Here is a 26,346-nt window from a genome sequence, read left to right as displayed (position 1 = left end):
TTTAAATCCCTCCAATACTTGTTATGCTGCGCAAAGCATACAACTGTAGGAAGAAGGTTTTTTCACATTAAATAATAACACTGGCTGTTTAGATGGTAACTTAGTAAAATCTATTGTCGGAAGAAATTTCGTTAACAATTCTGGTCTTTCCTCACGAATAGATGTTACAACAACTTCAATATCCTCTGTGAATTCGACTATCTCAATCCCTTCTTCACTTACAGTTTTCAGCCTATTTCTACTCCGAAATAAAGAAGCCTTTACTGCACCTTCTGATACAGAACACACTTTAGCAATATCAGCGATACTATATTGAAAAACATCTTTTAATAATAAAATTGCGGATTGCTGTACATTTAATGAAGACAATACTTTCCCTACCATTTCATGCAAATCTGCAATGTTCTCATGTGGTTCTTCAAAAGTGATTTGTTCTCTTATTTTTTCATGAACAGACTTAGACTTTATCTGATCTAACCAACGATTTCTTGCTATTTTATAGACGAGTGTCATACAAATATCTTTATTTCTATATTTTTGAAGCACTTTACACACTGTTTCTTGGGCGAGATCTTCCCCATCCCATTTGTTTTTCGTTAAAAAAGTACAGTATCTTTTTAACTCTCCATATTGTTCAATTAAAAAGTTTATATTTGAATGATTCATATCGATATGGTTCTTTAAAACATGAGTTACTTTTGTGCACAAAATAACCACTCCTTTTCAGCGCTTACTTAATAAACGATTCAACATTAAAAAAAGTTACGGGGATATAAAAAAATAATGTTTATGTTCAATAATTCGCGGTCATAAATATGTTATGTACAATTTTACGTGAGGAGGAACAAATTTGCCAAAATTAACAATTGAAGGTGCGGGAACTTTTGATGTGAAAGAAGGAACAAAGTTAGTATTAGCAATTGAAGATAGCGGTGTCAACATTCTTCATCGTTGCGGCGGGAATGCACGTTGCACAACTTGTAGAGTAGAAATACTAGCAGGTGATTTCTGTGAAGCGAGTGCGAATGAGAAACATGCAATGACGGAAAAAGGAATTGAAGATCATTTACGATTATCTTGTCAAATGCGTGTACATAAAGATATAGTCGTTCGTCCGGTACTTACAGTTGAAAATTCAGGTCTTGATGCTGGGCCACGTCCGGCGGAGTAAAGCGATGAATTTAAAACAGCTCGCTGGCGAATATGCTGCTAACTTTGTAAACGATGGCATGAAAATTGGGCTTGGTACAGGTTCTACTGTATATTGGACAATACAAAAATTAGGTGAGCGTGTAAAAGAAGGATTATCATTTCAAGCTGTACCAACATCAAAGGAAACTGAAGCATTAGCACATCAACTAAATATCCCCCTAATTTCGTTAAACGACGTACAAAGTCTTGATCTTACAATTGATGGAGCGGATGAAATTGATTCAAATTTACAACTTATAAAAGGCGGTGGCGGTGCATTACTTCGTGAAAAAATCGTTGCCTCTTCCTCTAAAAAACTAATTATCATTGCTGATGAATCGAAACTTGTAACACATTTAGGTACTTTTCCATTACCTATTGAAATCATCCCTTTTTCATGGAAACAAACCGAAAATAAAATTCAGTCTTTAGGATGTCAAACAACATTACGTTTGAAAAACAATGAAACCTATATAACCGATAACAATAACATGATTATCGATTGTATATTCCCTAATCATATTTCTAATCCTGTCCATTTACACACCCAATTAAAAATGATTACTGGTGTAGTTGAAACAGGGTTGTTTATAAGTATGACGAGTACAGCAATTATTGGTACTAAAAATGGGATAAAGAAATTGTAATAAAAGCTAACTTTTTAAAGTTGGCTTTTTAGTATGTTCTTCTTCTCTTAATAGTGCTTTATTATGATATACTAGGAAAACGCAAACTGATTACACTAGAAAGGACTGAACATTTTGCAATCCAAACTTATAACAGAACTTACTGATTTAGAAACTGCCTTTCATATTCGAAAAGAAGTATTTGTAAAAGAACAAGGTGTTCCTCTTACAGATGAATTCGATACATTCGATGAAATCGGAGAGCAATGTAAACATATTTTAGTTTATTATCATGATCTTCCTGTAGGCACAGGGCGTATACGATTTGTTGATGGTGTCGGAAAATTAGAACGTATTTGTATTTTAAAAGATTATCGTACATACGGATTAGGTAAAGTTATCATTCAAACGTTAGAAGAAATTGCTCGTAACGAACAAGCTACAAAAGTGAAGCTACACGGTCAAACACAAGCTGAAGGATTTTATAAAAAATTAGACTATCAAACTTCTTCTGATATATTTATGGAAGATGGCATTCCGCACATACTTATGACGAAAGTGTTATCATAATAAAAAGGGTAGTATATGAATCTTATGTATTCATACACTACCCTTTTTTATTAATAGAAAAGTGAATTCTCAAGATTACCTTTTGCATCAAAGCCCATCATCTTTTAGTTCATACTAGGTAAAACTTACACTGTTTTCCATAATGATAATGCATAAATCCAGTTTGGATCACCATTTCCTTGATAACTCTGGACTGCTTCATATACTTTTCCTTCGTGTAGAACTCTATCTCCCTTTTTATATGCTTTTTTTGCATCCCACGCTTCATATGAAGCGCTTTCGGTTTTTGTAGTAATTGTGAATATATCACTCTGTACGGATTCATTTCCAGCTACATCAACAGCTTTCACTACATATTTATAAGTAGTATTAGCGAGCAGATTTTTATCCATATAAGAAGTTGTATTGGATGTTGCAATCTTTTTCATTGACTCTTCTGTTTCTCTATAAATATCATAATGGTCTACACCAATATTATCTTCAGATGGACTCCACATTAAATCCACACTTGATGCTGTCGTTCCCATACTATGTAATCCTTTTGGTTGTGTTGGTGCTTCTGTATCAGGAGTCTCAACTGTCGTTTTTACTGTAAGCGCTGTACTTTCTTTCGATACATTGCCAGCTGCATCAATTGCTTTTACAGTATAAGAGTATTCTGTACTTGGTTGTAACTTCTTATCAATAAAATGAGTCACTGGTACTGTATCAATCATCTCTCCGTTACGGAAGATTTGATATCCTTTTACCCCTACATTATCCGTAGAAGCGTTCCATGTTAGTTCTACACTATTCGCTGTTACTTTTTGCGCCTGAAGTCCATTTGGAATACTTGGCGCTTCTATGTCTGGTTTCACATTATTAATAAGATTAACATCAATTACATTATAGAATGCATTTGCTGTATCAGCTACATCCCATACTGCTAAAATCACATGATATCCACTACGATCAGTAGGTACATTGATTTTATGAGTTAAATTATTTGAAGCTGCAGAACCATCATGTTGTACAGTTCCAATTGGTTCAAAATCTGCTCTTGTTAGCGCTTTATTTGGATTCCATCCTTTTTTAGTAATATAGTAATGCCACTTACTCGTTAAGTGAGGCGCAGTATACTTCCAAGTAAATGTATTTTCCCCACCAGTGATTGTATTTTTAAACCAACGATTTTCTGTTTGTTGATCTAAAATACCACCAAATTTTCCGCCTGCTGAAGCAATTTGTCCATCTACTGGACCACCTTGTGGGAACCCTTTTGGAGCTTCTAAACTTTGTGGTTCATACATAACACTTCCACAGTTTACATTTAGCGCACCATAAGTTGGACTACATAAAGCGGATCGGCTACCGGGCTTTTCAACAAAACCGTGCGCATAAGCATTTTGAGGAATAAGTGTCGTACTAATAATTCCAGCTGTTAATGCTACAGCTCCTAAACTTTTTTTGTTCATTTTCATATTTTGTAGTTGTTTTAAAAATCGATTATTCATGTTCATGTCTCCTTCTTGTTATACTTTGTAGTGGAATGTGGGCTTTGATGTAAAAGAATAACAAGAGACAAACTTGTACCGATGTATGTGTTAATTATGCATACACCGCAGTGAAATTATATTTTTCTTGTGAAATATTTCACTTTATGAATATATCATGACATAGAAATTACCTGAGTATGTGCAGAAGTTGTGCAGAAACAGTGAAATTATTACTAACATGTAAAACTAAGTCCTAACATTTTAAAATAAAATTTGAATATATTTATCTATCATCTTTACTTCATAATTGACAATACATTTAACTGGTTAACTTTTATTCTTATACTTATATCTCTCAGTGCCTTAGTTTTAACCATACTAGATATTAAAAATAAGAATTATAAAGTTAAATAAAAAGCATCCTATTTAGATGCTTTTCTAATGTATAATTTCATTTTTTCACTGACCTACAAATATAAAAATTTCATCAACAGCTTCCTTATATCCACCTGATTTTTGGAAAGATTTCTTCAAATTCAAAGCAACTTCTTTAAATGACGGATTATTTAATACCATTTCTACACTTTCACTTAGTTGATCCGCAGTTAATCCTTGCATTTGTAATTTTATTCCTGCTCCAAGACTCTCCACTTGCTTTGCGACTACTGGCTGATCTGCACTTTGCGGTATTACAACGAGCGGAACCCCGCTATATAGTCCTTCATGCACACTGTTCATCCCGCCGTGTGTAATAAATAGTTTCGTATAAGTAAGCAGTTCGGTTTGAGGCACATAGTTTTTCACAATGAAGTTTTTAGGGATTTCGCCTAGATCACTTATTTTTGTTTTACTACCAATAGACATAACAATTGTATGCTCACTATTCTCAAAGGCCTTCATACACAGTTTATAAAAGTCAATCGCTTCATTAAAAACAGTACCTAATGAAATATAAATCAGACTTTTTTCTTCAATTGAAGTAAAATCAACGTCTCTGTTTTTCATTTGTGCAGAGATAGATGGTCCTACAAATTTATATGTTTCATCAAACGTATCACCAAAAGGCTGGAACTCCTTAATTGTATACACAATAGTAAGGGGTGCAGGATTACAGAAAACTTCATACGATGATTTTATTTCAACACCATATTTTTCAGCAATTCCCTCCGTTAAGTTTTGAAAATCATTCTGTATTTTATCATAAATTTCTACTGGGATATTTTTTGACAGATGACCTAACATTTGCTCAAAGGATTTTTCATCCTGCGCAAAAGATGTGCATGAATTTATGGCTGGCAGTTTAAGGATTTGAGCAATTAAATGGCCACAGCCAAACATAGAATCATGAATTATGTAATCAAAATGTTCACCTTCAATTTGTTCTAGAACGCTAGGTATTACAATATCCGCTGTATGTAGAAGGCCATTTATTCTTTCCTGTAAATAATTTCTGCCTCCAGATAGAAACGCTTTTATAAATTTTTGATCATCAATCGTTCGTACAGTAGCACCTGTCTTCTCAATCCGCTCCCTGAAAGCTTCTATTGAAAAATAAACGACCTCTTCACCACGAGAAATCAATTCTTCTACAACTTGTAAAGTTGGATTTATATGTCCTTCTGATCCAGCGTTAATAAATAAAACACGCGCCATAATAAACACTCCTTACGTTAAATCATTCCTATGTTGGCAAGAGTATAGATCCCCTTCGTATCATGTTCCTACTAAATTGACCTAGCGAGTCTAAAACCGAGATCATCTATATGAAATGTAGGATGGCTTCGACGACGACAAGTAGCGCCGCAACCTCTCGCTGCTTCAGCCCAACTACCACCACGAAAAATGCGGTATGATCCGTATACTTTTTCATCATACAAATCATAGCACCATTCCCAAACGTTCCCTAGCATATCATAGAGTCCCCATGCATTCGGTTCTTTTTGGCCAACGTCATGAATTTCTCCATTTGAATTTTCATTATACCATGCTATATCATGAAGTTTCCCGTATGTATATCCGGTTGTACTTGCTTTACATGCATATTGCCACTCTGCCTCAGATGGCAATCGGTAGCCATTTGAATCTAACTTACATTTCACAATTTGACCACCATCACTAATAGAATAATATTCTTTTAATCCCGCTTTTTTTGAAAGTACATTACAAAACGTAATGGCATCGTTCCATGAAATATTGACAACTGGTTTATGATTTTTAACAAAATTATTTAATGTACTATTTGTAATAGCATCATATAGTTCCGTTGTTACAGCATACTTTGCAAGAAGAAATGGTTGAATTTGTACTAGCCATTCTTTTTTTATTCGATCATCTCTTAATACTACCTCTCCAGCTGGAATATTGACCATTAATGAATCGATTAGTTGAATTAAATCGTTAGTCATTTTCTATTCCTCCAAACGTTCATTTTATATGAACTTATAGTCATATACTCATTACAAAATACAATTTTCAAAAAGCGTTAAATTTTTCATAATAAAAAACGATTAGTTTTATTAAACTAATCGGTAAGATCTACAAAGAAGTGTTTTGTTACATTCTATTATTATATGTGCTCTAAAAATTTCCGAACCTCATTTGGAGATTTTAAAACAATAACCTTTTTCTCTTCGGGCAATTGCTCTAACCCTTTTAAAATTGTAGGTCGTTTAGCATTAGGATATTCCCATATCCATTTAAAAAATTGCAAATCAAATCTTTCTTCACATCCCGCGCCCATATCTGGTCTTGTTTTATTTCGGTATTTTACAATTCTTTTAAAAGCCCTATAAACACAAATTGTTCTATGAATATCAAGGAAGATAATTGTATCAGCTGCATTCAGTCTGATACCCATCGTCCCGCCATAATTCCCATCAATAATCCATTTCTCATCTTTAATTAAGTTATTTTGAACTGTTATTTGTTCTTCTCTCGGAACACCTTCCCAATTCGGTTTCCAAAATAATGCATCAAGATGATGCACCTTAATATTTAATTTATTCCCTAACTGCCTTGCTAATGTAGATTTTCCTGAACCACCAGAACCAATTAATATTATTTTTTTCATATCTTTACGATACCTTCTATAATTTCTTCAATATCTTCCTTCTTAGCAAAAATCCAGAAGAACATTTCTTCATTTAACTTTAATAAATCTGGTAACTGGACAAAATAAGCAATAAAGATAATTTGAATTGAAAGCATAACATACCAAATAGCTTTTAGTTCTTCTTTCGTTAAATCATTTTGTTTATAATAACCTTCAAAGACTTTGCTAACGATATGTAACCATTTTTCTCTTAATCTTTCATCACTAAATAGCTCGCTTAATATACTTGTACAGCAATAACATAAATCAAATATCTTTACATTATTTTCTAAAATCTCGAAATCTATAAACCCTTCTAGTTTATCATCTTTAAAGATTACATTTGATAGATGCATATCACGATGAATAATTTGTCTCGGTAATGGATGGACCGTTTCCTTGAAAGCTGTGTGCATTCGCTCCATCTTTTGAATTACCTCTCGATGAGCATGCTCGTTCTTTTCTAAAATCGGTATAGCCCATTCAAATACTATCTTATATAAATCTCTTTTTATTAACTCATGGTCACTATTCACCGAATGTAATGCTTTGTGCAGATTAGCTATTTCTTCTCCAATTGTACTTGCTAGCCTTTCCAGCTTATTCGTATCTTTTATTTCTAAAACACTTCCGGCAACATACTCATATAAGCAATAATATTTTTCTTTATATAATACATATTGTTCATCATTTTCTGTCTTTACTACTTTCTGTACTTTAATTCCCTTTTCATACAGTTGCTTCAAAACATCGAATTCAACTAGAAGTTGCTTTATTGATCCTGTTTTCTTTAAAATATACTCTTTATTCTTGCATAAAACCTTCGCTACTTTTGGTTGCATTACAGTAGCTGTAACATGTTCATTTTGAAACCAAAACTTTACAATTTCTAGTGCTTGTTCCATTTACAAATACCCCTTTTGCAATTCTTATTTCTTCCGAAAAATAACCTCACACAGTATTCCCACTCCAACACCAATTGTATAAGCCACTACATCACTCCACAAAAAACCGTATCCCAACACGAGTCCGCCCAAAGTCGTTGCACGAATGCTATCTATCCATTCCGCATGATACAATTGGCTCGCTTCAATCCCGTAGCAAAACATTAAACTAATAAAAGCCAACTTCTTCGTCTCTGTTTTAGGAAACAAAAATCCAAAGCCAGTAAAAATCATTAATGCCCATAAAGCATCACCTAAATAATCATTTAATAGATGTGGTAGTGCAAAAGCAAACTTTCTTGAGCTAAGACCTAAAATAATAATAACTATAGTAAATAGTGCATATACTACTCTATTTCGTTTCGTATTCATTTTAAAGTCCCCTAATATGTAATGTAAGACTGTAAATAGCTAGTAAAACAAAGTTATTTTACTAGCTATTTATTAGTTGCTTTAATGATAAGAAAATGTGGATTCGTATTTAGATAATAATATGATTTCTCGTCTACTTCTTTCATTTTTTCAATTGCCTTCGGTTCTACTATCTCTTCTAATACAAAATAATTTGTAGTTTCATTTAGTATGTCTTGTAATGATCTTCTAAAAAACTTGACTTCAATAGTAATATTCGGTTTAACCCAAGTATCTATTAATAACTGTTTTTCAAAATAATTTTCACATGGAAACTTTGTGAAATCCATAAAAGGATGATGAATAGAATAAATAAGTTCCCCACCTGGCTTCAATACACGACGAAATTCTTGAAATACTTGATTCCAATTTTCTAAGTAATGAAGAGTTAACGAACTTACAATCACATCATAGGTATTATCTTCAAATGGCAATGTTTCTTGCAGATCATGACAAAGGAACGTTGCTTCTTCTCCTATATTTTCTTTTGCTGCTTTTACCATTTCAGGACTTACATCAATTGCTGTAACATTTGCTCCTCTTCCTATGAATTGAGAAGTATACCATCCAGCTGCACATCCAGCATCTAATATCTTTTTTCCTTCTAGTTCCTTTGGAATAAGCTCCATCATCGCCGGTCTTTCATAATAACTGTTATATGGATTTGCGAAATCTAGATTTTCTTTATATGTACTCGCTAATTTATCATACGTATCTTTAATCGAATCTTTCATTACACACACTCCTAATACATATTAATCCATTAACTCCTGCTGCTTTTTCTTTGAAAATGATTGTAGTACTAAATCATACGACCAATCAATCATTTTATTAATTTGCTCCTGCTCTATATCCTTATGAATATAAACAGTATTCCAATGTTTTTTATTCATATGATACCCTGGAATAATGGTTTCTGGATAATCTTCTCTTATTCTTAATGCGACTTCTGGATCACACTTCAATGTAATCGCAGCTTTTTCGCCTTCTTCATGATTTACTATCGCAAATACTTTATTATTAAGCCTCATACATGTTGCACTCCAGCCATCTGGAGAATCTTCTGTCGCTTTTCTTTTCGATAAACAGTACGCTCTTGTTGCATTCATTTTAATTGGCACCTCTTATTCTTTCCCTGTTTGATTACGATGCATCACAATTTGCTTCGTTGCTTGAAATTGCTGCTCACCGTAAAACTTTATTAGCTTCTCACCGCAAAATAGACTAACAATATCAATATGAGATATTTCTCGAAGTAATATTGTAAGCATTTTCTCTCCAATACCTTTATTTCTTACACTCTCATGTACGACAACATCTTCAATGTATGCTCGAAAAACACCATCAGAAACGACTCTAGCAAATCCAACTAATTCATTTTCTTCCCATACTCCAATGCCTTTACTATTCTTTAACATTTTTTCAATATCGACTTCTTTTCTTTCTGGCCACCAACCGACAGAATCATAAAGCTTCTTTATTTTTTCTGCACAGATTGGTTGTTCTTGTTGCAATTTATACGTGTACATATGCTTCCTCCCATCAACCAGTATACATAATACTATTATAATCTCTTTTCAAAAAAGTGCTGACTATGACCTTTCGGATGATCTTCAACGACACCATACTCCCTGTAACCGTGCTTTTTATAAAATTCTGGCGCTTGAAAACTAAATGAATCTAGCAATATTAATCTGCACTCTTTTTCCTTCGCAATTTCTTCAATTTTATGTAAAAGTTGGCTACCATAACCGTCATGACGAACTGATTTATCAACCCATAAAAAGTCGATATGAAGATGATAAAAATACATCGTACCTGTTACACCACCAAATATTTTTCCTTCTTCATTTTTTACTACGAGGCTTACTTCTTCCATCGGCTGTTTTACTTCATCTGTTAAGATGGACATATTATATTGAATAACTTTATTTTTAATGTATTCTCCTTCAATACGTGTACCGTTCTCTATATGTTTCATATACATTGCTTCCTTTCAACTTAGTAAGCTACATTTTATTTTTCCCCTTTAAAATACTAATCAAAACGAATCCACCATATGTAACAAAGCATGAAAAGCCAATTATCCCTGGTACAGAGACATAGCCTACCCTTATGTAACTTATAACTGCAAAACAAGCGATAGACAATAAAATAGATGGCCAAAATATAACAGCTATTTTTCTTCGTCCTCGTTTCGATGTACTTTCTTTCTCTTCAGAAACACGTGTGCCAAAAAGCAATACAATACAAATAAGGATCGCTGCAAAGTAAATTGTATCTAATGACAAATTGTGATCATATAGTGCGATTCCAACTTCAAGAGCAATAATCGTTAAAATTAAAATAATGATTGTTGAAGTCTTTAAGTTTCTTTTCAATCGCTCACTCCTAGCATGCTTTCACTATATTCTTTGTATATGTACTTTAAAACTGCTGCAAAAGCTTCATCTACCTCTTTATTTTCACGTCGATTCGGTAAATCTTTTCCCCCCATCACATAAAGAAGCGGAAATTCGTTAAACATTCCTATTATACCAATAAATTCAATATCGAATATAAAAAAACTTTTCGGCAGCTCATATCAGCTATTTAAATAAGAAAAAGGTAGCATGAATTTTTTCTTGCTACCGAAAAATATTTATTCTTCTATAGGATTTTCAGGACCGTTAAGTTCCAGCTGATAAAAAGCTAAATCTAGCCATTTATTAAACTTATAACCAGCTTTTTTTATTGTCCCTGCATGAACAAATCCATAGTTTTGATGCAAGGCAATACTTTTTTCATTCTCTGCATCAATTCCAGCAATTAAGGTCATATACTCTCTTTCCTTTGCAATTTTGATTAATTCTTTCATTAATGAAGACCCAATGCCATTTTTTCTATATGCCTTATCTACATACACAGAATGTTCAACTGAATATTTATAAGCAGGCCACGCTCTAAATGGGCCGAATGTCGCAAATCCTACTACTCTATTATCTAATTCATATACGAAAATTGGATACCCTTCAGCCTTTTTTTGTTCATACCAATCTATTCTATTTTCAAGAGTTACAGGTTTATACGCATATACAGCTGTTGTATAAAGTATCGCATCGTTATAAATATCTAAAATGTATGCTAAATCTCTTTTCGTTGCTTCCCTTATCATTGTTTTCTTCCTTTCATCATGTTCATCTTATTTCACTATCTTTTTAATAGTTTCATTTTATCGAAATTTCCGATTTTTATCTACATACGAATACTAGCTTTTCGGAAACCATCAAGTATATTTATTGCAGCAGATAACATGTAGAAGAAAATTCCTCCCCCAATGAGCCACGTTTTAAACTCCTCTGGGGAAATAGTAAATGCATTTGCCAAATACGTAATAAACCCTGCGTTAAATACATGTGGATTTACTACAATTACAATGAATACTATCGTCCCAGCTATTTGAAGAATAGCATTCCCAATCGCCAATCTTTGAGTCCATTGTCCCTGCGCTAATTTATAAAGGGATATACATATTTCAAAAACAATCATAATTATAACGATTGGCCAGTACTGCAATAAAACATCTTGATTAAAAGTTGGCGAAACAAACTTCAGTCCATTTGCCGTACCGTTATATACGCCAACAAGATGATTCGCATAAAAGTAAAGTGTAGCCCAAACTGCTGTCCACATTAAACCTGCAAAAACTTCAAACTTCGAGATTGCTTTTTTCTTTGGGATATACGAGATGTTTTTCAAATCATCTGGTGTCCATTTTTTTAAACTTGTCGTCAACGGCTCGATACCTTTGTCTTTATCTGTTCTTTCTAAAATAACAAACACAAGTGTCAACCAGAAAAATACATGGAGGCCCACTTCAAAAATTTCCCCAATGCCTTTACCTATCAATTGCAAAATAACATTTAATACCGCTTGATCACCACTATAGCCTATAAAATTTTCTGCAACCATTGATATGAGTGCAATGACAGCTGCGATTGGTATAATCATTTTTAACAACGTTGTATATACATCAAAATAACGTGGTCCAATTAAATGCATCGGTCTATCCAAATAACCATTAGCCAATGAAACCGGACTCCCCAATTTTTTGAGAACGCTCTTTACATCTTCCTCACTATAATCTTCAGGTAACATATCCTCTATAGTTGACCTTAGTTCAAGTGTAATATCTTCACGATTTTTTTCAGGTAATCTCTTCGCAACCTCTTGGATATAGAGATCAATTAAATTCATTCCCTTCCTCCTCCTTTAATAAGTTATAAAGTTCTTTCGAATCTTTTATCCATTCTTTTTTCAACTGCAAAAATATTTCTAATCCATAATTACTTAAAACATAATACTTACGAGGTCTACTCTCCGTTTTATCCCAACTACTCGTCACTAATTCCTGCTTTTCTAATCGGCGAAGTAGTGGATATAAAGTACTTTGATCAATTGTAACCCCTGATTGCTCCAATAACTGGACAAGTGAATATCCGTACTGCGGCGTTCTTAATTGACTTAAAACAGCTAACGTTAATGTCCCTCTTCTTAACTCAGTAATTAACGAGTTTAATAAAGTATCCATTCACTCACCTCATTTCCATTACTATATGTCATACAGTATGTGTTTTATACTATGTATCGTACAGTATTAATGTGACAAAAACTATAATCATTTACCAAAAAACGGATAATAAAAAGCGCAAATTATATAATTTTTGCTTTTTTAGCTAAGTTATATATCTATAGCACTCTAAAAGGTAGCAACCTTAACTACTAATTTTGAAGTTCCAGTAATGCTATATTAAGTTACAAATATCGTATACATATGATGTGAACATAACATTTCACTATAGGAAGCTAATAAAACGGAAAATCATCATGGTTGAATGATTCCTGTTTTATTCTTTAGGCACTGTTGATTTCACACCGTTTTCAGCACCTAATCAACGTTATTTCCTTCATAAACTTCATCTTGTTCAAAGTCTTTATTTTTATTTGGTTTATTAGAGAAAAATAAAAAAACAATTAAATTAGGTTAATTGTTTTTCAAATGCAAAATCTTTATTTTTTTAAATAATCTATGATATTCGAAAAGACAAACTCTCCAAATGCAAGTGGTATATAAATAAACCATAACTTTAATATTGCCTTTGTTTCTTTGTGATCAGAATCCCCCATTAAAACCAACCCTATCCTTTTTCTTCTAATATTTTCATTTTAATTCCAATAACAAGGAAATTATACCATTCATTAAAGTTGTAGTCTATTTTTTCTAAAAATTAAATAAATAAAATTCTTGTATTCCCTCAATATTCAGATAAACACAATAACTTTTTTACGTTTCATCTTCAAAGTCAATAATGAGTCCTGTTAGAACCGCTACATTACCAATCGATTGGATCCCGTGACCAATAAAACCCACCTTAAATTCTTCCCACTCTAACTGCTCTTTTGTGATTCACCGTCACATTATGATGAATCACTCATACATTATCTAGAAGTTAAAAATCCTAATTCACTTTTCTCTTAAAGAGCACAATTCAAATGTGCTCTTTTTAAGTCCGTTCGAATAAAATTCAAAATCCTACTGATAAACAAAAAAATCTCGTTTTTCAATAGGATTCATTAGCTATATATAGCGAACTCCATCGCCTATTACTAAAGTCGAACTGATTTAAGTAATATAAATTCCCCTTTTTCTTTAGAAAATGGAACAACCTCTACAATCGCCTCAACATTAATTACTCCGTAAACATGCGGATATTCTTGACCGTTAGAAGCAAGTTCATATTTTACTTCTGCTTTTAATAGAGCTGGATCAATTGTAAGTAATAAAACATCTTCTTCATGCTTGAAATATTTTTCTGCAACTTTTAAAGCTTGATCTACTAATGAACAATGAATAAATCCCTCTTCTATAAGGGAAGCTTCATTAATTTCTCCAATTATTTTTGCGATTTCCCAATTACTTTTGTAATCATAGTAACTCTCCCTTTTTAATTTATGTAATGATATAATAACACCAAATTTTCAACACGTGCTTAATAGATTGGGGACTTATAATGGATAAACCTCTCACTGCATTACAAACTATTATTATACATATGAATACAACTGAGCATTGGCATGATTTTATTTGTTACTGTCAGCATCGCGAAGCGGGACTTCGAAAATTAGCTTATAAACATTTAGAGACATTTATTACAAATGCAAAGAAATGGGAATCAAAAGATCAAGAGGAGTTTGCCATTTCACTGTTTACTATTTTAGATGCATCAAACGAAAAAGATGAGGTGTTAACTTTCTCACTAAATAGTTTTCTAATTGACATTCTATATAGATGGACAGAAAACACCCCATTTGATTCAAGGCCTTTTAGATGGATAGGAATTTATATGGACTCTAGCAATAAAGAAGACGATTTAGAAAAATCCCTTCGAAAAGCGATTGAATTAGGTGGTGATACCGAACAAGAAGCCATGATATACCTAGTTTCTAATTACATCAATACTTTAAAATTTGGTACACATGAATTCCCTTCAGGTTATTGCGGAGATTTAAGCGAATGTATAGAAAAACTTCCCTATATGCTTCAATTAACTAATAGAATTCAGAATAAGAACATAAAGGAGCAAAACATTGGTCAAATACAAGAACAACTACACTTAATTCTAGATTGGTTAAAACATACACAAATTCCAGTAGATGCTGTTCGTATATGGGAAAAAGAACAAACTAAGGAATTAGAAAAAAGCATCGTATATCATTTAAACAACAGCTCAAGTCATTAATTCGTCTACTATTTCAATATAAAAAAGAGGATTTTCATACAGTACTAGAAAATCCTCTTTTTATATTTATCCCACATTAGCTTGCAGTAAAACTTCCCACTGATTATAGTTTCACTTTATTTTAATCCTTTAATTAAAGGTGACGCTTCCCCACTATGGAAAATCCATAAGTCATGAAGTGATCTCGTACATCCGACATATAGTAATTTTGCATCATGTTTTGTGTTTTTGTAATGTTCTTCATCCACATCAATTAAAAGCACCGCATCAAATTCTAAACCTTTCGCTAAATAGACAGGTACTACTGATATACCACCTTCATATTTACTTTGGTTTGCTTCAATTACGTTGACCGTTAATCCTGCATTTGTTAATTTCACATATATATCACGGCATTCATCTTCTGTTCTTCCGATTACCGCAATTGTTTTCACATCTGCATTTTGCAAATGTTTTACCGTCTTCACAATTTCAGTAAATTGATTTTCTGCATGAATTACTTTCACATCTTCTCCACTGCGGAAGACTGGTGTTGCGAGTCCTACTGGGATTTCTGCATTTTTAATTATTTCATTTGCAAATTCAATAATTTCTTTTGTAGAACGATAACTTCTTGTCAATTCATAATAACCGGTTTCTTGGAATACTTCCTTAAAAGCATTCCAATCTTCAATTCCTTGGTAATCATAAATCGCTTGCGATAAATCACCTAATATAGTGAAAGAATTACCTAATGTAATTTCTTTTAATACATAAACTTGGAAAGGCGAAAAATCTTGCGCTTCATCAATAACAACGTGATGAAACTTCTGCCCGATTTCAATCCCTGTTATACGATGATGTATGTATATTAAAGCTGGTAAATCTTCTACATACACTTCTTTTTTACGACAACTCTTTTCTGTTTCTTTAACAAGTTCTTCAGGTAATGCCTCAAGTATTTCTTTACTTTTTACTATTGAACTATACAGTAAAAGAGCACTCATTTTCGGCCAAAACTTCATATATGCGTTCAGTCTCTTAGTCGCTTCTTTTTTTAGTAATTTTTTCTCGTTTGTTTCCCCGAATTTTTTAAGCTCAATTTCAATCCAACGCTTCATTCGTCCTACTAATCGTTCTCTTCTTTTCTGTAAAGGATAATGTTTATATTCAACTTGCATCCATTTTTTAATATCTTCTACTGGAATAATCGCTCTATCCCACGCCTCAAAATCTTTTGTCGGAACTAACTCATTTTCAAATTGGATCATTCTCTCTTCAATAAACGTCTTAAATTCCAACGTACCCTTTAATTTACCTAGCATTACCTTCTTTTCATCACGATTAATTGAAAATGCTTCTTTCAATTTTTCTTCTGTCTGCTTTAGTTTCACTGAATCATCTAACGTACGTAATGCCCAATCCGGAAACGTTGTTTGATTAATATTCCCTACACCTAATTCAGGAAGTACACTCGAAATATAGTCTAAAAACAGACTATTCGGCGCAAATACGATCATTCTTTCTGCTTCTAGTTGTTCACGATATTCATAAATTAAAAAAGCAAGGCGATGTAAAGCAATTGTTGTCTTTCCGCTCCCTGCAACCCCTTGAATAAGTAATGGTAAATTTCTTTCCGCTCGAATAATATCATTTTGTTCCGATTGAATCGTTGAAACAATATCCTTTAGCTTATTATCTTTATTCTCACCTAATCGATATAGAAGAAAATCATCGGCATGCGATACATCTTCATTTCCTTTTACATATGTATCAACAACACGTTCAAGTTCTCTTTTTCGAATGGAAATGTTTCGTTTTAAATACACATCACCTTCTACTAACCCATCTGGTGATTGATAAAATGCTAATTCGTCTCCACCGGTAAATGAATAAAACATACTTGCGACAGGTGCCCGCCAATCGATAATGATTGGCTTCATCGTGTCCATATCCGAAACCCCTACTTTTCCGATATAAATCGGCATAACTTCTTCTTTTCCATCTTCCTGAAAATCTAACCTTCCAAAGTACGGCTCTTGCACACCAATACGTAAGTTTTGTCTATTAGACTCCCTCATACTTTCAAGAATTTGCTCTTTAAAATCTTCTCCATAATAAACTGGGATTTTTTCAAGCTTATCCAATTGCTCATCCATCGTATGTAAAGTATCCTTCATTTTTTGTAACTCATCTTCAAATATGTTGCTCATTTCGACGATTCCCTCCTGTCCGTTCTAATTTTTCAGTCGAAGTATCATTGTATTAAAAATCCAATCATAAAGTCAATAGTTTCCATTTAAATTTTCCGAAAAAACTTACTTTTCATCTTTCTAATTTAAAAAGAATATGCAACATCTAAATCACACAAATACACATATAGTATAATGATGCATGCAAAAGATACTACTTTCTATTTGTCTCCTATTTAATTTATCTATTAAAAAACATTGTAAAAATTAAAGAATTTAATCAATGGGCGTTTTACTGCCCATAAATAGTAGGATAAATAAAAGTAAAGGAGGCTCTTCAAATGAATGTCGCGAAAAAGAAATCACTAAAGTTATATTTACTTATTTTTGTATTCACTGTTTTGGCCAGTGGATGGATTGGGGTATTTCTAGATTCTCTTCTAACAAATCAACCTGAAGGAAACACTTTAGGTATGGGATTATGGCTAATATTACCTTTCCTCGTAAGCATTTTACTTAGAGTTATTAGCCGAGATTGGAATGATTTTGGCATCAAACCAAATTTGAAAGGAAACTTTATATGGTATTTCACTGCACTACTTATTTATCCATTCGTTACAGTAATAACGATAAGCATATCGCTCATTTTTGGAGTAGCTCATATTTCTAGTTTTGATATATCCACGTTATTGTCACTCATAGTCATGTCTTCTATTGGTAACTTTATTAAAAACATTTTTGAAGAGTTTTCTTGGCGCGGTTATTTAACTCCAAAGTTGATTGAACTAAATCTAAACGATTGGTACATTTATATTATTTCTGGTTTCATTTGGGCACTTTGGCATGCTGCATATTATATAGTCTTTTTGCCAAATGAATATTTTGAATCTATCTCAAGATTAAATATGCTTTTATCTGGCTGTATCCTTATGGTTTGTTGGTCAATTATGTATGTTGAAATATATAGACTTACAAAATCCGTCTGGCCATGCGTTATCATGCATGCGATCGAGGATGCTGTTCCTACTGTTTTAGTTACCATAACAGGAATTATTACCCTTACAAACAGTAGTGATTTTTGGTTAAATCCTATTAGCGGGGTCGCTGCTACTGTTTTATTTCTCGGAATTGGAATCGTACTAAGAACTATAAGAATAAAAAGAGAACGACACTTATTCACACAATAAAAAGCAGATAATGAATTCGTCATTATCTGCTTTCCAATTTTTAAAACTACCTTATTATATTTTTTGATACATCAGCCAGTCACCAGAGTCTATCACTTTCTTTAACATCTTTTTATCTTGAGCGATATACACATATGCCTCAATTTCCCTATCAGCAACATATACTGTTTGCGTGATTCGATCATATAAATCAGTCTCCGCATTACCTGTATATTCTTCTAGTTCATCTAACTTACACAATATCTCATCATTTACTACATAAACTTCTCCATACACCTGTTCTTCAATCGAATAAGTCATGGCCGGATATCCTTCGTTCGTATCAAATAATTTGCCATATGTCCAAGCTCTGTCTGCGATGCATGTTGCACCTAGCATATAATGAGCATTCGTTTGTCCTCTTCTTAACGTGCCATAAACGAAAACATGATACATAAATTCTTATCCCCTTTATATGCCTCTACTTTCTTATTTGTAAATAAGCACGAATCATAAAGTAACTCACTTCATTCGGAAGCTGTTCTTTAATAGATTTCAGACCACCATCTGCATTTTGAACGGCAGTTTCAATAAGAGATTCATACTCTGCTGGAACAAAGCTTTGCCAATCTACTTCCATTCCATCCTCATAGCAGCGAATTAAATGGTTTTCGATTGTTTGTCTTGATAAGTTACGTTCTTTTGCAATCTCATTCAAATCAATACCTTGTTTATACATTTCATACGTTTCTAAATGAGAATTTGCGGACGCTTTTCCTGACTTTTTACGCTCTGAAACTACTTCTGTCTTAATCGTTTCAGCATAATTTGGATTTTCCTCAATAAAATGCTGAACTGCTTGTAAGAAGTGCGAGCCATATTTCACAAGTTTGTGTTCTCCAATACCTTTTACCGTCAACAATTCGGAATCACTTTGCGGCATTTTCACACACATATCTTTTAATGTTTGGTCAGAGAAAATAACGAACGGAGGTACACCTTCTCCTTGTGCAATTTCTTTACGTACTTCACGAAGCACTTCAAATAAAGGATGGTCTTGAACAATTTGTCTTGTCTCTACTCGTTCTTTTCGTAAAACATTCTCTTTACCAAGTAATACTTCTTTCCCTTTTTCAGTTACTTTTAACGTCGGATAAGTGCCATGCTCAACTGCAATTAACTCGTCTGAAATTAAAAACTCAATAAACTCACTGACCTCTTTTACACTACGGTTCGATAAAAGCCCATACGTTGGTAAAGTATGAAAATTAAATTCAATAACTTTCTTATTCTTCGACCCAGTTAATACTTGCGCTATCATTTGCTTTCCAAAGCGTTGGTTCGTTCTAATCATGCATGATAAAACCATTTGTGATTCCCTTGTCACATCGATGCTCTCGCGATTGTCTGTACAATTACCACAGCGTCCACAATCTTCTTTCGGTTCTTCTCCAAAGTATTGCAAAATGAATGATTGTAAACATTGTTCTGTATGACAGTAATCGGTCATATTTTGCAATTTTTCAAGTTCATTTGAAAAACGTGATTCTCCAGTTGATTGATCAATTAAAAAACGCTGTACTTGTACATCTTGAGAAGAATATAACAATATACATGTACTATCTAATCCGTCACGACCAGCACGTCCTGCTTCTTGATAGTAACTTTCCATATTTTTTGGAAGCTGATAATGAATTACGTAACGAATATTCGATTTATCAATACCCATCCCGAATGCAGATGTTGCTACCATTACACTTACTTCATCTCGTAAAAAGAGTTCTTGTTGCTCATTTCGATCAATATCACTCATACCAGCGTGATATTTTGATACAGAAACTCCTGCCTTCATTAAATCTTCATATAACTGATCGACTACTTTTCTAGTAGCTGCATATATAATCCCAGATTCCTTTTGATTTTGACGAATATAATCCGCCAAATATGCATTTCGATCTTGCCCTTTAATAACAGAAAACGATAAGTTCTCACGCTCAAACGTTGTCATAATTGTATTTTCTTTATTAATTTCAAGTGTATTACAAATATCATCACGTACTTGCGGTGTTGCTGTTGCTGTTAATGCTAATACGAGCGGCTTTTCCGGAAGATAATCTAATATGCGATGTATATGTAAATAACTTGGACGGAAATCATGTCCCCACTGTGAAATACAGTGTGCTTCATCAATCGCAATCATAGGGATTTTCATATCGATAAGTTGATCAACAAACTCCATCGAATCAAGACGCTCAGGCGCCACATAAAGTAACTTGTAATGTCCTTGTTTCGCTAATTGAATTCGCTGATTTGCTTCTGCAATAGATATAGAACTATTAATATATGTAGCTGAAATGCCATTCTGTACCAATGTATCTACTTGATCCTTCATAAGTGATATTAGAGGCGATATAACCAACGTCGTTCCTTCAAATACTAATGCCGGAATTTGATAACAAATCGACTTACCGCCACCCGTTGGCATAATACAAACCGTATCTTTCCCATCTAGTACATTTTTAATTGTTTCATCTTGTCCTCTTCGAAACGAAGAATAACCAAAGTAGGACGCTAAAAGTTCTTGTGCTTTAGTAAACAAAAAAGAGTCACCCGCTTTTCTTTATCTTTCATCTACTTCTATTATATCAATCACTTATGCGACTTGAAAGGGATGGATAAACGCTTATTGTTTTTTCATTATTCTATATTTAATATGAATTAGCATCCGTGTTTTATATGTTTTACAACATTTATAACGTAAATCCAGTACACAAGAAGAAAGAGTTTCAATTTAAATGTTCATTTTATTTCCCTTTCTTGAATACTACTAATCGTATACATATAAATTCAGGAGGTTACTATATGAAGCATCGTAATATGAGTTCCATCACAGCGAAAACGAAAACACAAAAACTCCAATTCTCTAATAATGATGCGTGGAAATATGAATCATACTATAAGTATCAGCCATTATTCTCTTATAAAAAGCTTTTTAATTTTCTTTCTCAACTTTTTAGACGTTAATATATGCGCAAAAAATATATCATTCACAGAATTTTTCTCAATATTAAATGTATAGACTTACTACAATTCAGTTGTTACCATATATAATAATCTGTTGGATAAACCCCTTAAGTTGACCTGCTTATATTAGCAGGTCTTTTTCATGATTACATACTTCTGTGTACCTCGATCTCACTTCCAAGTCTTTTCTCCATTTTATAACCATATTTAACTCCCAACAATTCATGATTATCATGAATTGTTGGGAGTTAAATTGTTCACATATAATTATGCAATTCTTCTTTCTCAATACACAAAAGGCATTTTACTTGTTACTATAAAAGTACTCCAGATGAGTTTTTTGCTCATCAACATTATCTAGTTATTGGGGCCTGCCGCGGGAAGCAGGTCCCTTTGACTGTATGAAGGTCCTAATTTCATTTGGACACATTTACCAGGTTTTTTCAAAAGAATTTTATGATAACATTACGTAGTCGAGTCCGACATCTCGGCAATACCCTTTTGAGGGTCTGCAACTTCCCTTGCAGACCCTCTTTTACTTTATATTCAATTTATTTATATATACCACAACATCATTCATTGAATTTCTCCATTTCAAATTCCCTAAAAATAATCTAGGACACGTAACTAAAAATAAATCTTCATCATACTTTGAGTTATACATGTTCAAAGGAGTGTTACTATTTATGTATTCTTATTGGCAATCGTATTACTCCCCCCACCATAACCCTTATGTAAACTATGATTTATCCGTACGGAACTACCGAATTAGTAAAAATGAGAATTTTTTAAAAGGGTATATGCGTTCTTTATGGGAACAACACGTCGCTTGGACGAGATTGGCTATTATAAGTATAGTCTTTAATTTACCAGATGTTAACGTTACTGTTGGACGACTTCTACAAAACGCAACACATATGGGACTATCACTTGAACCATTTTACGGCGAGGATGCAGTGAAAAAATATAGTGCATTAATTAAAGATCACTTAGTAATTGCAGCGGATCTTGTTAAAGCCGCAAAAGCTGGTAATCAAAATGCAGCGGCCGCTATAGAGAAAAAATGGTACGCTAATGGTGATGAAATTATTGAATTTCTTAACAGTATCAACCCATATATAGATAAAGAAGAATTTAGAAAAATGTTTTATGAACATTTAGCACTAACGAAAGCAGAAGCACTTGCCTTCCTAAATAAAGATTATGAAGCAGGAGTAAAACTTTACGATAAAATTGAAAAAGAAGCATTGGAAATGGCCGACATGATAACAAACGCAATCGTAAAACAATTCCCGCAAGTATTTCAATAAAGTGAAACTTTAATCAGAGTAGGTATTACTACTAAGTAATACTTGATAAAAATAAGTCGATTTCCAAACATAAATCGGCTTATTTAGTTTTCTCTCTATGATATTTTACCTCTCCCCTTTACATTTGGCTTATATCGATATATTTTATTAATATCCGTTTTTTATAGGAGGAAATAGTTTGATTAACGCAATTGGTCTCGTTTTTATACTTACAAATAAACACGAGAAAAAAAAGAAAGTTTACTTAAATGAAAAATTTGCACTAATAGATATTATTGATTCTAAAGAAGTATTTGATGATGAAGGGAATCCTTTAGTAGAACTAACATGTAAATACAGTATATATTTAGATGAAAAATATTACTGTAAATCTCTCGATGATTATACCGGACAAGTATTTCCTTTCTTAAGTGCAAAAATAGGAAAAGGTCTTCTAAGAAACTTAAACTACTACTTTTCTTACGTTGATGCCTATGATAAGAAACCACCAGTTAAAGAAATAAGACCACTTATGAAACAAGTAACGAACAGATAGCCAAAAATACAAAAAAAAGAAAGCATCTAACTCTGGATGTTTTCTTTTTTATTGAAAACTCATTAACTTTCATCCTCTTCTAAAAGTATGTATCCAAGCATATTTTAAATTAAAAACATTGGAGGATTAGAGTGAATGAAATACTCAGAAACAATTATAAGCAAACGACTTCGAATACTTAAAATGACGGGTATGTTTTTCATGCTAGTGTTAATAGCATGGATTGGCTATACAAAATTACTTTATGAAAACGGCTTTCTTCAAGGAAAAAAGAATTCAGTAGAAGTAATGAACACTAGCATTACAGGAGAAATAGAGCAGCTTTTTCATATAAACTTGCAAGGTTATCGAAAAACAAGCCTTGATGCTGTTATAGAAGCAAGCAAAACCGATCCAAGTGAACTATCCCTAATTGAACTGGTCAACAAATCCTGCTCGCGAGATTGCATAGGCGAACCAGTAACATATGTAAACTCAAACAATGGATATATCTTTTATAAGGAATCTAATGGAACTAATGTAGCTATAACGGTTAAAAAGAAAGACACATGGGTAATTGTAAAGAAATCTGTTCAAGATGGAATATAATCACCCAAAAAAAGAGTACGTATCGTACTCTTTTTTATTATTAATACCCTTCCTCTTCATGAATACAATGGCATTTCGGTTTTGTTTTACAATGACATTTTTCACACTCACATTTCGGTTTCTCTTTGCAACAACATTCGTGAAAATCATTGCGTTTACATCTACATCTCCCAAACATTAAAGTATCCCAAAATGTATTACAATTTCGGGAATGCCCACAATGACAAGTATTTCCCATGAATCTGCTTCCTCCTTAATAGAATTCATCATATTCTATGTTTAAAAGTATACAAAGGCTTGTTTATTAGTCTATTTTCTCCATATTATAAGTAGAGTTAAAAGATTACATAAAAATAAAAAACCGTCACATGACGGCTTTTTATTTAGCAAACTACTCTTTTGTATAAAAATATTTAATTCCTTTCATATCTAACCAAGCAGTTGCTTTGTCCAGTTCGTTCCCTTGACGATAATCTGTTTCGAAATACACAAGCCCTTGGTTATCTCCACGAGATATTATTTTAGAAGTATATCCAAGCTTATCCATCATTTGAATCATGTCAGAAATTAAATTTACACCAAATTCATAAGTAACTACTTTGCTATATTTATTCACTATAATTCCAACCCCTTCTTGTTTTTTTATCGGCTCAACAATTTGATTTGTAAACCAAGCTAACGGCTTATTTCCAATCAGCTTATTTAAATCACACTTGCCGATACCAGCCACATTGCCTGTCTCTGTGTATTGCCAAATATCACATGGATACGCCGGTTTGTTACCACCATAACGAGGAATCCATACAAAATCACAATTGACATTTTCCATTCCAAATGGAGCATACATATGATGAGCAATATATAAACCGACTTTCTTAGCTCCTAATCTGCGTAATTCATCAATAAAAGCTTGTGCACCCGCTCTCATATCGTTCATTGTTCTTACTTCTACGTCAGCAACCCAAACTGTTGCATTTTTATCACCACGGTTCCAAAAGTCTCTTGCTTCTATCCGTGCATCCTCTACTGAAACGAAACGACAGAACGCATAATTACCAAACGGAATATTCCTTGCTTTCATTGCTTGTACATAATTTTTATATAAAGGATCTACATAGTTTGAACCATCTTGCACACGTGCAATTACGAAATCTAATTGTGGTGCTGCGATATCCCAGTTAATGTCGCCATTCCATTTCGAAATATCTACAATATAACCCATTATTTAACATCTCCTTTTTCATTATTATATTCAAAGCTTGTTTTTTTGTTATTATCAACTAATAAATAGTATGAGAGGTAGTATATTATTGGGTAATAATTTAAAATTCGGCTTATGTATTGAGAAAACAAAATATTATTACGGGTTTAATAAGTAAAGATTTACAAAACTCTAAACTATATAAAGTGAAACGATAATTAGTAGGAGGCTACGAGCAGTGAAATTCCCACTTAATTTCTTAGCTTCATCCGAATTTTGAGATAAGAATTTTACTGCCCACAAATAGCTAGATAAACAAAACCACCTTTCTGACAGGTGGTTTTGTGTACTAATTTACATATACATTGTCCATATTTTTATAGTTACATAATTATTAGTTACTTAATATACTTGTTAACTAAATATAAGACAATTTTTAGTTTTTAATCAAACTAATTTTCATTTTATCTCACGTACTCATAGTACCATTTTCGTGCATCTAACCAAGCTGTAAATTTATCGATATTTCCAGACGGATAGCCATTCGTTATAGCATAACCAATGCCATCTTTCTGAACGACAATTTGTCCATCAATACCCGCATCTACCATAGCTTGAGCCAAAGCTTGTAAATTACTAAATGCTACACCACCAGTTTTTACTTTGAGCAAATCCGCTGCACCTCCTCCAGTTTGTCCTGTAAGAGCAAATACAACAGAATTAGCGATTTTATCAACATTCCATTTTGCCATATCAGATTCATTGTCAATAAATCCTAATTCTATAAGAATAGCAGGTGCTTTCGTCCCATTTAATACCGCTAAATCTGTACGCTGTTTCGCACCTCGATCACGCCATCCAATATCTTTTGCTAGTTGAGCTGAGATTTTAGCCGCCAAATCTTTCTGATCATAATACAAAACCTCAACACCCTGTCCATTTCCATCACTTGCATTAAGATGAAAAGAAATAACTAAATCCACAGCATGGGAATTGCTATTCCGAATGATATTATTTAAATTTTGTGATTGAGTTGCCCCTACCTCGTCCGTATCGTCATAAACCGTGTGTCCTAGGGATCTTAACTTAGCCGCCACAGCATCTTTAACTTGCCTATCTAGAACGTGTTCTTTCCGATTCCCAAAATTAGCACCTTGAACAATACTATTGTGTCCTCCGTGCAAGCTATATCTGGCCATTATTTATCAACATCTCCTTTCTTAATATCATATTCAAAACTTGTCTTATTGCTATTCCTACTTAT

31 protein-coding genes and 2 pseudogenes are annotated in these 26,346 nt (G+C 33.1%); 9 read left to right on the top strand and 24 right to left on the bottom strand.

Annotated features, from left to right (window positions below):
* Positions 1-21: 21 nt before the first annotated feature.
* Positions 22-708 (bottom strand): RNA polymerase subunit sigma-70, encoded by a 687-nt coding sequence (locus MKY38_RS08475; protein WP_070180193.1) that lies wholly within the window; start codon positions 706-708, stop codon positions 22-24.
* A 142-nt stretch (positions 709-850) separates the two neighbouring features.
* Between MKY38_RS08475 and MKY38_RS08470 the strand changes: the two genes are divergently transcribed.
* The 3 genes from MKY38_RS08470 (at position 851) to MKY38_RS08460 (ending at position 2,387) form a co-directional block, all read left to right on the top strand.
* Positions 851-1,171 (top strand): 2Fe-2S iron-sulfur cluster-binding protein, encoded by a 321-nt coding sequence (locus tag MKY38_RS08470; RefSeq protein ID WP_001125388.1) that lies wholly within the window; start codon positions 851-853, stop codon positions 1,169-1,171.
* A 4-nt stretch (positions 1,172-1,175) separates the two neighbouring features.
* Complete coding sequence (rpiA, locus tag MKY38_RS08465) at positions 1,176-1,838, top strand: ribose 5-phosphate isomerase A (protein ID WP_070180194.1); 663 nt, start codon at positions 1,176-1,178, stop codon at positions 1,836-1,838.
* A gap of 114 nt (positions 1,839-1,952) precedes the next feature.
* Entirely contained in the window at positions 1,953-2,387 is a 435-nt protein-coding gene (locus MKY38_RS08460) for a GNAT family N-acetyltransferase (protein ID WP_001190880.1), read from the top strand.
* A 125-nt stretch (positions 2,388-2,512) separates the two neighbouring features.
* Here the strand turns inward: MKY38_RS08460 and MKY38_RS08455 are convergent, their stop codons facing one another.
* From MKY38_RS08455 to MKY38_RS08380, 17 genes and pseudogenes are all read right to left on the bottom strand, one after another.
* Positions 2,513-3,880: a lytic polysaccharide monooxygenase gene (locus tag MKY38_RS08455; RefSeq protein WP_070180195.1), complete on the bottom strand. Its 1,368-nt coding sequence runs from the start codon at positions 3,878-3,880 to the stop codon at positions 2,513-2,515.
* 441 nt (positions 3,881-4,321) lie between these two features.
* On the bottom strand, positions 4,322-5,515 hold the full coding sequence (locus tag MKY38_RS08450; RefSeq protein WP_065224858.1) for a macrolide family glycosyltransferase: 1,194 nt from the start codon (positions 5,513-5,515) through the stop codon (positions 4,322-4,324).
* A gap of 71 nt (positions 5,516-5,586) precedes the next feature.
* Positions 5,587-6,267: a formylglycine-generating enzyme family protein gene (locus MKY38_RS08445; RefSeq protein WP_065224857.1), complete on the bottom strand. Its 681-nt coding sequence runs from the start codon at positions 6,265-6,267 to the stop codon at positions 5,587-5,589.
* Positions 6,268-6,428: 161 nt separating this feature from the next.
* The gene (locus tag MKY38_RS08440) at positions 6,429-6,932 is read right to left on the bottom strand and encodes a DNA topology modulation protein (protein ID WP_000720562.1); all 504 of its coding nucleotides are present in this window, start codon (positions 6,930-6,932) and stop codon (positions 6,429-6,431) included.
* Positions 6,929-7,858, bottom strand: a complete 930-nt coding sequence (locus tag MKY38_RS08435; RefSeq protein ID WP_114555519.1) for a phosphotransferase — start codon at positions 7,856-7,858, stop codon at positions 6,929-6,931. Before MKY38_RS08435 ends, MKY38_RS08440 begins: the two co-directional genes overlap by 4 nt.
* Before the next feature lie 24 nt (positions 7,859-7,882).
* Positions 7,883-8,269, bottom strand: a complete 387-nt coding sequence (locus MKY38_RS08430) for a ribosomal maturation YjgA family protein (protein ID WP_065224855.1) — start codon at positions 8,267-8,269, stop codon at positions 7,883-7,885.
* A 65-nt stretch (positions 8,270-8,334) separates the two neighbouring features.
* Positions 8,335-9,042, bottom strand: a complete 708-nt coding sequence (locus MKY38_RS08425; RefSeq protein WP_025689368.1) for a class I SAM-dependent methyltransferase — start codon at positions 9,040-9,042, stop codon at positions 8,335-8,337.
* A gap of 21 nt (positions 9,043-9,063) precedes the next feature.
* Positions 9,064-9,417 (bottom strand): MmcQ/YjbR family DNA-binding protein, encoded by a 354-nt coding sequence (locus MKY38_RS08420; RefSeq protein ID WP_078384588.1) that lies wholly within the window; start codon positions 9,415-9,417, stop codon positions 9,064-9,066.
* Positions 9,418-9,432: 15 nt separating this feature from the next.
* The gene (locus MKY38_RS08415; protein ID WP_065224853.1) at positions 9,433-9,837 is read right to left on the bottom strand and encodes a GNAT family N-acetyltransferase; all 405 of its coding nucleotides are present in this window, start codon (positions 9,835-9,837) and stop codon (positions 9,433-9,435) included.
* Positions 9,838-9,872: 35 nt separating this feature from the next.
* Positions 9,873-10,289 (bottom strand): GNAT family N-acetyltransferase, encoded by a 417-nt coding sequence (locus MKY38_RS08410; protein WP_000680416.1) that lies wholly within the window; start codon positions 10,287-10,289, stop codon positions 9,873-9,875.
* 28 nt (positions 10,290-10,317) lie between these two features.
* Complete coding sequence (locus tag MKY38_RS08405; RefSeq protein ID WP_000827993.1) at positions 10,318-10,689, bottom strand: hypothetical protein; 372 nt, start codon at positions 10,687-10,689, stop codon at positions 10,318-10,320.
* A pseudogene (locus MKY38_RS08400) lies at positions 10,686-10,850 on the bottom strand (serine hydrolase); the annotation flags it as partial. The pseudogene MKY38_RS08400 and the gene MKY38_RS08405, both read right to left, overlap by 4 nt.
* Before the next feature lie 99 nt (positions 10,851-10,949).
* Positions 10,950-11,462 (bottom strand): GNAT family N-acetyltransferase, encoded by a 513-nt coding sequence (locus MKY38_RS08395; protein WP_065224852.1) that lies wholly within the window; start codon positions 11,460-11,462, stop codon positions 10,950-10,952.
* A gap of 80 nt (positions 11,463-11,542) precedes the next feature.
* Positions 11,543-12,544 carry an HAAS signaling domain-containing protein gene (locus tag MKY38_RS08390; protein WP_114555520.1) on the bottom strand — a complete coding sequence of 334 codons (1,002 nt, stop codon included), beginning with the start codon at positions 12,542-12,544 and terminating at the stop codon, positions 11,543-11,545.
* A complete protein-coding gene (locus MKY38_RS08385) occupies positions 12,531-12,878 on the bottom strand; it encodes a PadR family transcriptional regulator (protein ID WP_065224850.1) in 348 nt (115 codons plus the stop codon). The genes MKY38_RS08390 and MKY38_RS08385 overlap by 14 nt, the downstream gene beginning before the upstream one ends.
* Before the next feature lie 756 nt (positions 12,879-13,634).
* Positions 13,635-13,709: pseudogene (locus MKY38_RS29285) on the bottom strand (DUF6944 family repetitive protein); the annotation flags it as partial.
* Between the two features lie 245 nt (positions 13,710-13,954).
* Complete coding sequence (locus MKY38_RS08380; RefSeq protein WP_114555553.1) at positions 13,955-14,311, bottom strand: DUF952 domain-containing protein; 357 nt, start codon at positions 14,309-14,311, stop codon at positions 13,955-13,957.
* Between the two features lie 47 nt (positions 14,312-14,358).
* Between MKY38_RS08380 and MKY38_RS08375 the strand changes: the two genes are divergently transcribed.
* Positions 14,359-15,087, top strand: coding sequence for a hypothetical protein (locus tag MKY38_RS08375; RefSeq protein WP_065224849.1), 729 nt, complete (start codon positions 14,359-14,361; stop codon positions 15,085-15,087).
* Positions 15,088-15,203: 116 nt separating this feature from the next.
* On the opposite strand, the gene MKY38_RS08370 is transcribed toward MKY38_RS08375, so the two are convergent.
* Complete coding sequence (locus MKY38_RS08370) at positions 15,204-17,279, bottom strand: UvrD-helicase domain-containing protein (RefSeq protein ID WP_114555521.1); 2,076 nt, start codon at positions 17,277-17,279, stop codon at positions 15,204-15,206.
* Between the two features lie 320 nt (positions 17,280-17,599).
* Here MKY38_RS08370 and MKY38_RS08365 point away from each other — a divergent pair, with 320 nt between their 5' ends.
* Positions 17,600-18,445 carry a CPBP family glutamic-type intramembrane protease gene (locus MKY38_RS08365; RefSeq protein ID WP_114555522.1) on the top strand — a complete coding sequence of 282 codons (846 nt, stop codon included), beginning with the start codon at positions 17,600-17,602 and terminating at the stop codon, positions 18,443-18,445.
* 54 nt (positions 18,446-18,499) lie between these two features.
* Here MKY38_RS08365 and MKY38_RS08360 read toward each other — a convergent pair whose 3' ends face one another.
* Positions 18,500-18,880, bottom strand: coding sequence for a gamma-glutamylcyclotransferase family protein (locus MKY38_RS08360; RefSeq protein ID WP_000274908.1), 381 nt, complete (start codon positions 18,878-18,880; stop codon positions 18,500-18,502).
* A gap of 25 nt (positions 18,881-18,905) precedes the next feature.
* Entirely contained in the window at positions 18,906-21,023 is a 2,118-nt protein-coding gene (gene recQ / locus MKY38_RS08355; protein WP_017673267.1) for a DNA helicase RecQ, read from the bottom strand.
* A gap of 263 nt (positions 21,024-21,286) precedes the next feature.
* On the opposite strand from recQ, the gene MKY38_RS08350 reads away from it, so the two are divergent.
* The 4 genes from MKY38_RS08350 (at position 21,287) to MKY38_RS08335 (ending at position 23,881) form a co-directional block, all read left to right on the top strand.
* The gene (locus MKY38_RS08350; RefSeq protein WP_000682743.1) at positions 21,287-21,448 is read left to right on the top strand and encodes a hypothetical protein; all 162 of its coding nucleotides are present in this window, start codon (positions 21,287-21,289) and stop codon (positions 21,446-21,448) included.
* 686 nt (positions 21,449-22,134) lie between these two features.
* The gene (locus MKY38_RS08345) at positions 22,135-22,758 is read left to right on the top strand and encodes an acetylglutamate kinase (RefSeq protein WP_114555523.1); all 624 of its coding nucleotides are present in this window, start codon (positions 22,135-22,137) and stop codon (positions 22,756-22,758) included.
* Positions 22,759-22,936: 178 nt separating this feature from the next.
* The gene (locus MKY38_RS08340) at positions 22,937-23,293 is read left to right on the top strand and encodes a hypothetical protein (protein ID WP_000606231.1); all 357 of its coding nucleotides are present in this window, start codon (positions 22,937-22,939) and stop codon (positions 23,291-23,293) included.
* A gap of 135 nt (positions 23,294-23,428) precedes the next feature.
* Complete coding sequence (locus MKY38_RS08335; RefSeq protein ID WP_114555524.1) at positions 23,429-23,881, top strand: hypothetical protein; 453 nt, start codon at positions 23,429-23,431, stop codon at positions 23,879-23,881.
* Here MKY38_RS08335 and MKY38_RS08330 read toward each other — a convergent pair whose 3' ends face one another.
* The 3 genes from MKY38_RS08330 to MKY38_RS08320 all read right to left on the bottom strand — a co-directional run bounded on the left by MKY38_RS08330 (position 23,882) and on the right by MKY38_RS08320 (position 26,281).
* Entirely contained in the window at positions 23,882-24,055 is a 174-nt protein-coding gene (locus MKY38_RS08330) for a hypothetical protein (protein ID WP_000503004.1), read from the bottom strand.
* Between the two features lie 217 nt (positions 24,056-24,272).
* Positions 24,273-25,103: a GH25 family lysozyme gene (locus MKY38_RS08325; RefSeq protein ID WP_000540614.1), complete on the bottom strand. Its 831-nt coding sequence runs from the start codon at positions 25,101-25,103 to the stop codon at positions 24,273-24,275.
* A 443-nt stretch (positions 25,104-25,546) separates the two neighbouring features.
* Positions 25,547-26,281, bottom strand: coding sequence for an N-acetylmuramoyl-L-alanine amidase (locus tag MKY38_RS08320; RefSeq protein WP_000135290.1), 735 nt, complete (start codon positions 26,279-26,281; stop codon positions 25,547-25,549).
* Positions 26,282-26,346 lie beyond the last annotated feature (65 nt).

It is taken from the genome of Bacillus sp. FSL R5-0585 (assembly GCF_038004545.1).
In the GTDB taxonomy this organism is placed as follows: domain Bacteria; phylum Bacillota; class Bacilli; order Bacillales; family Bacillaceae_G; genus Bacillus_A; species Bacillus_A cereus.
Note: the sequence above shows the minus strand (reverse complement) of the source record. Positions and strands in the feature narration are given on the sequence as shown.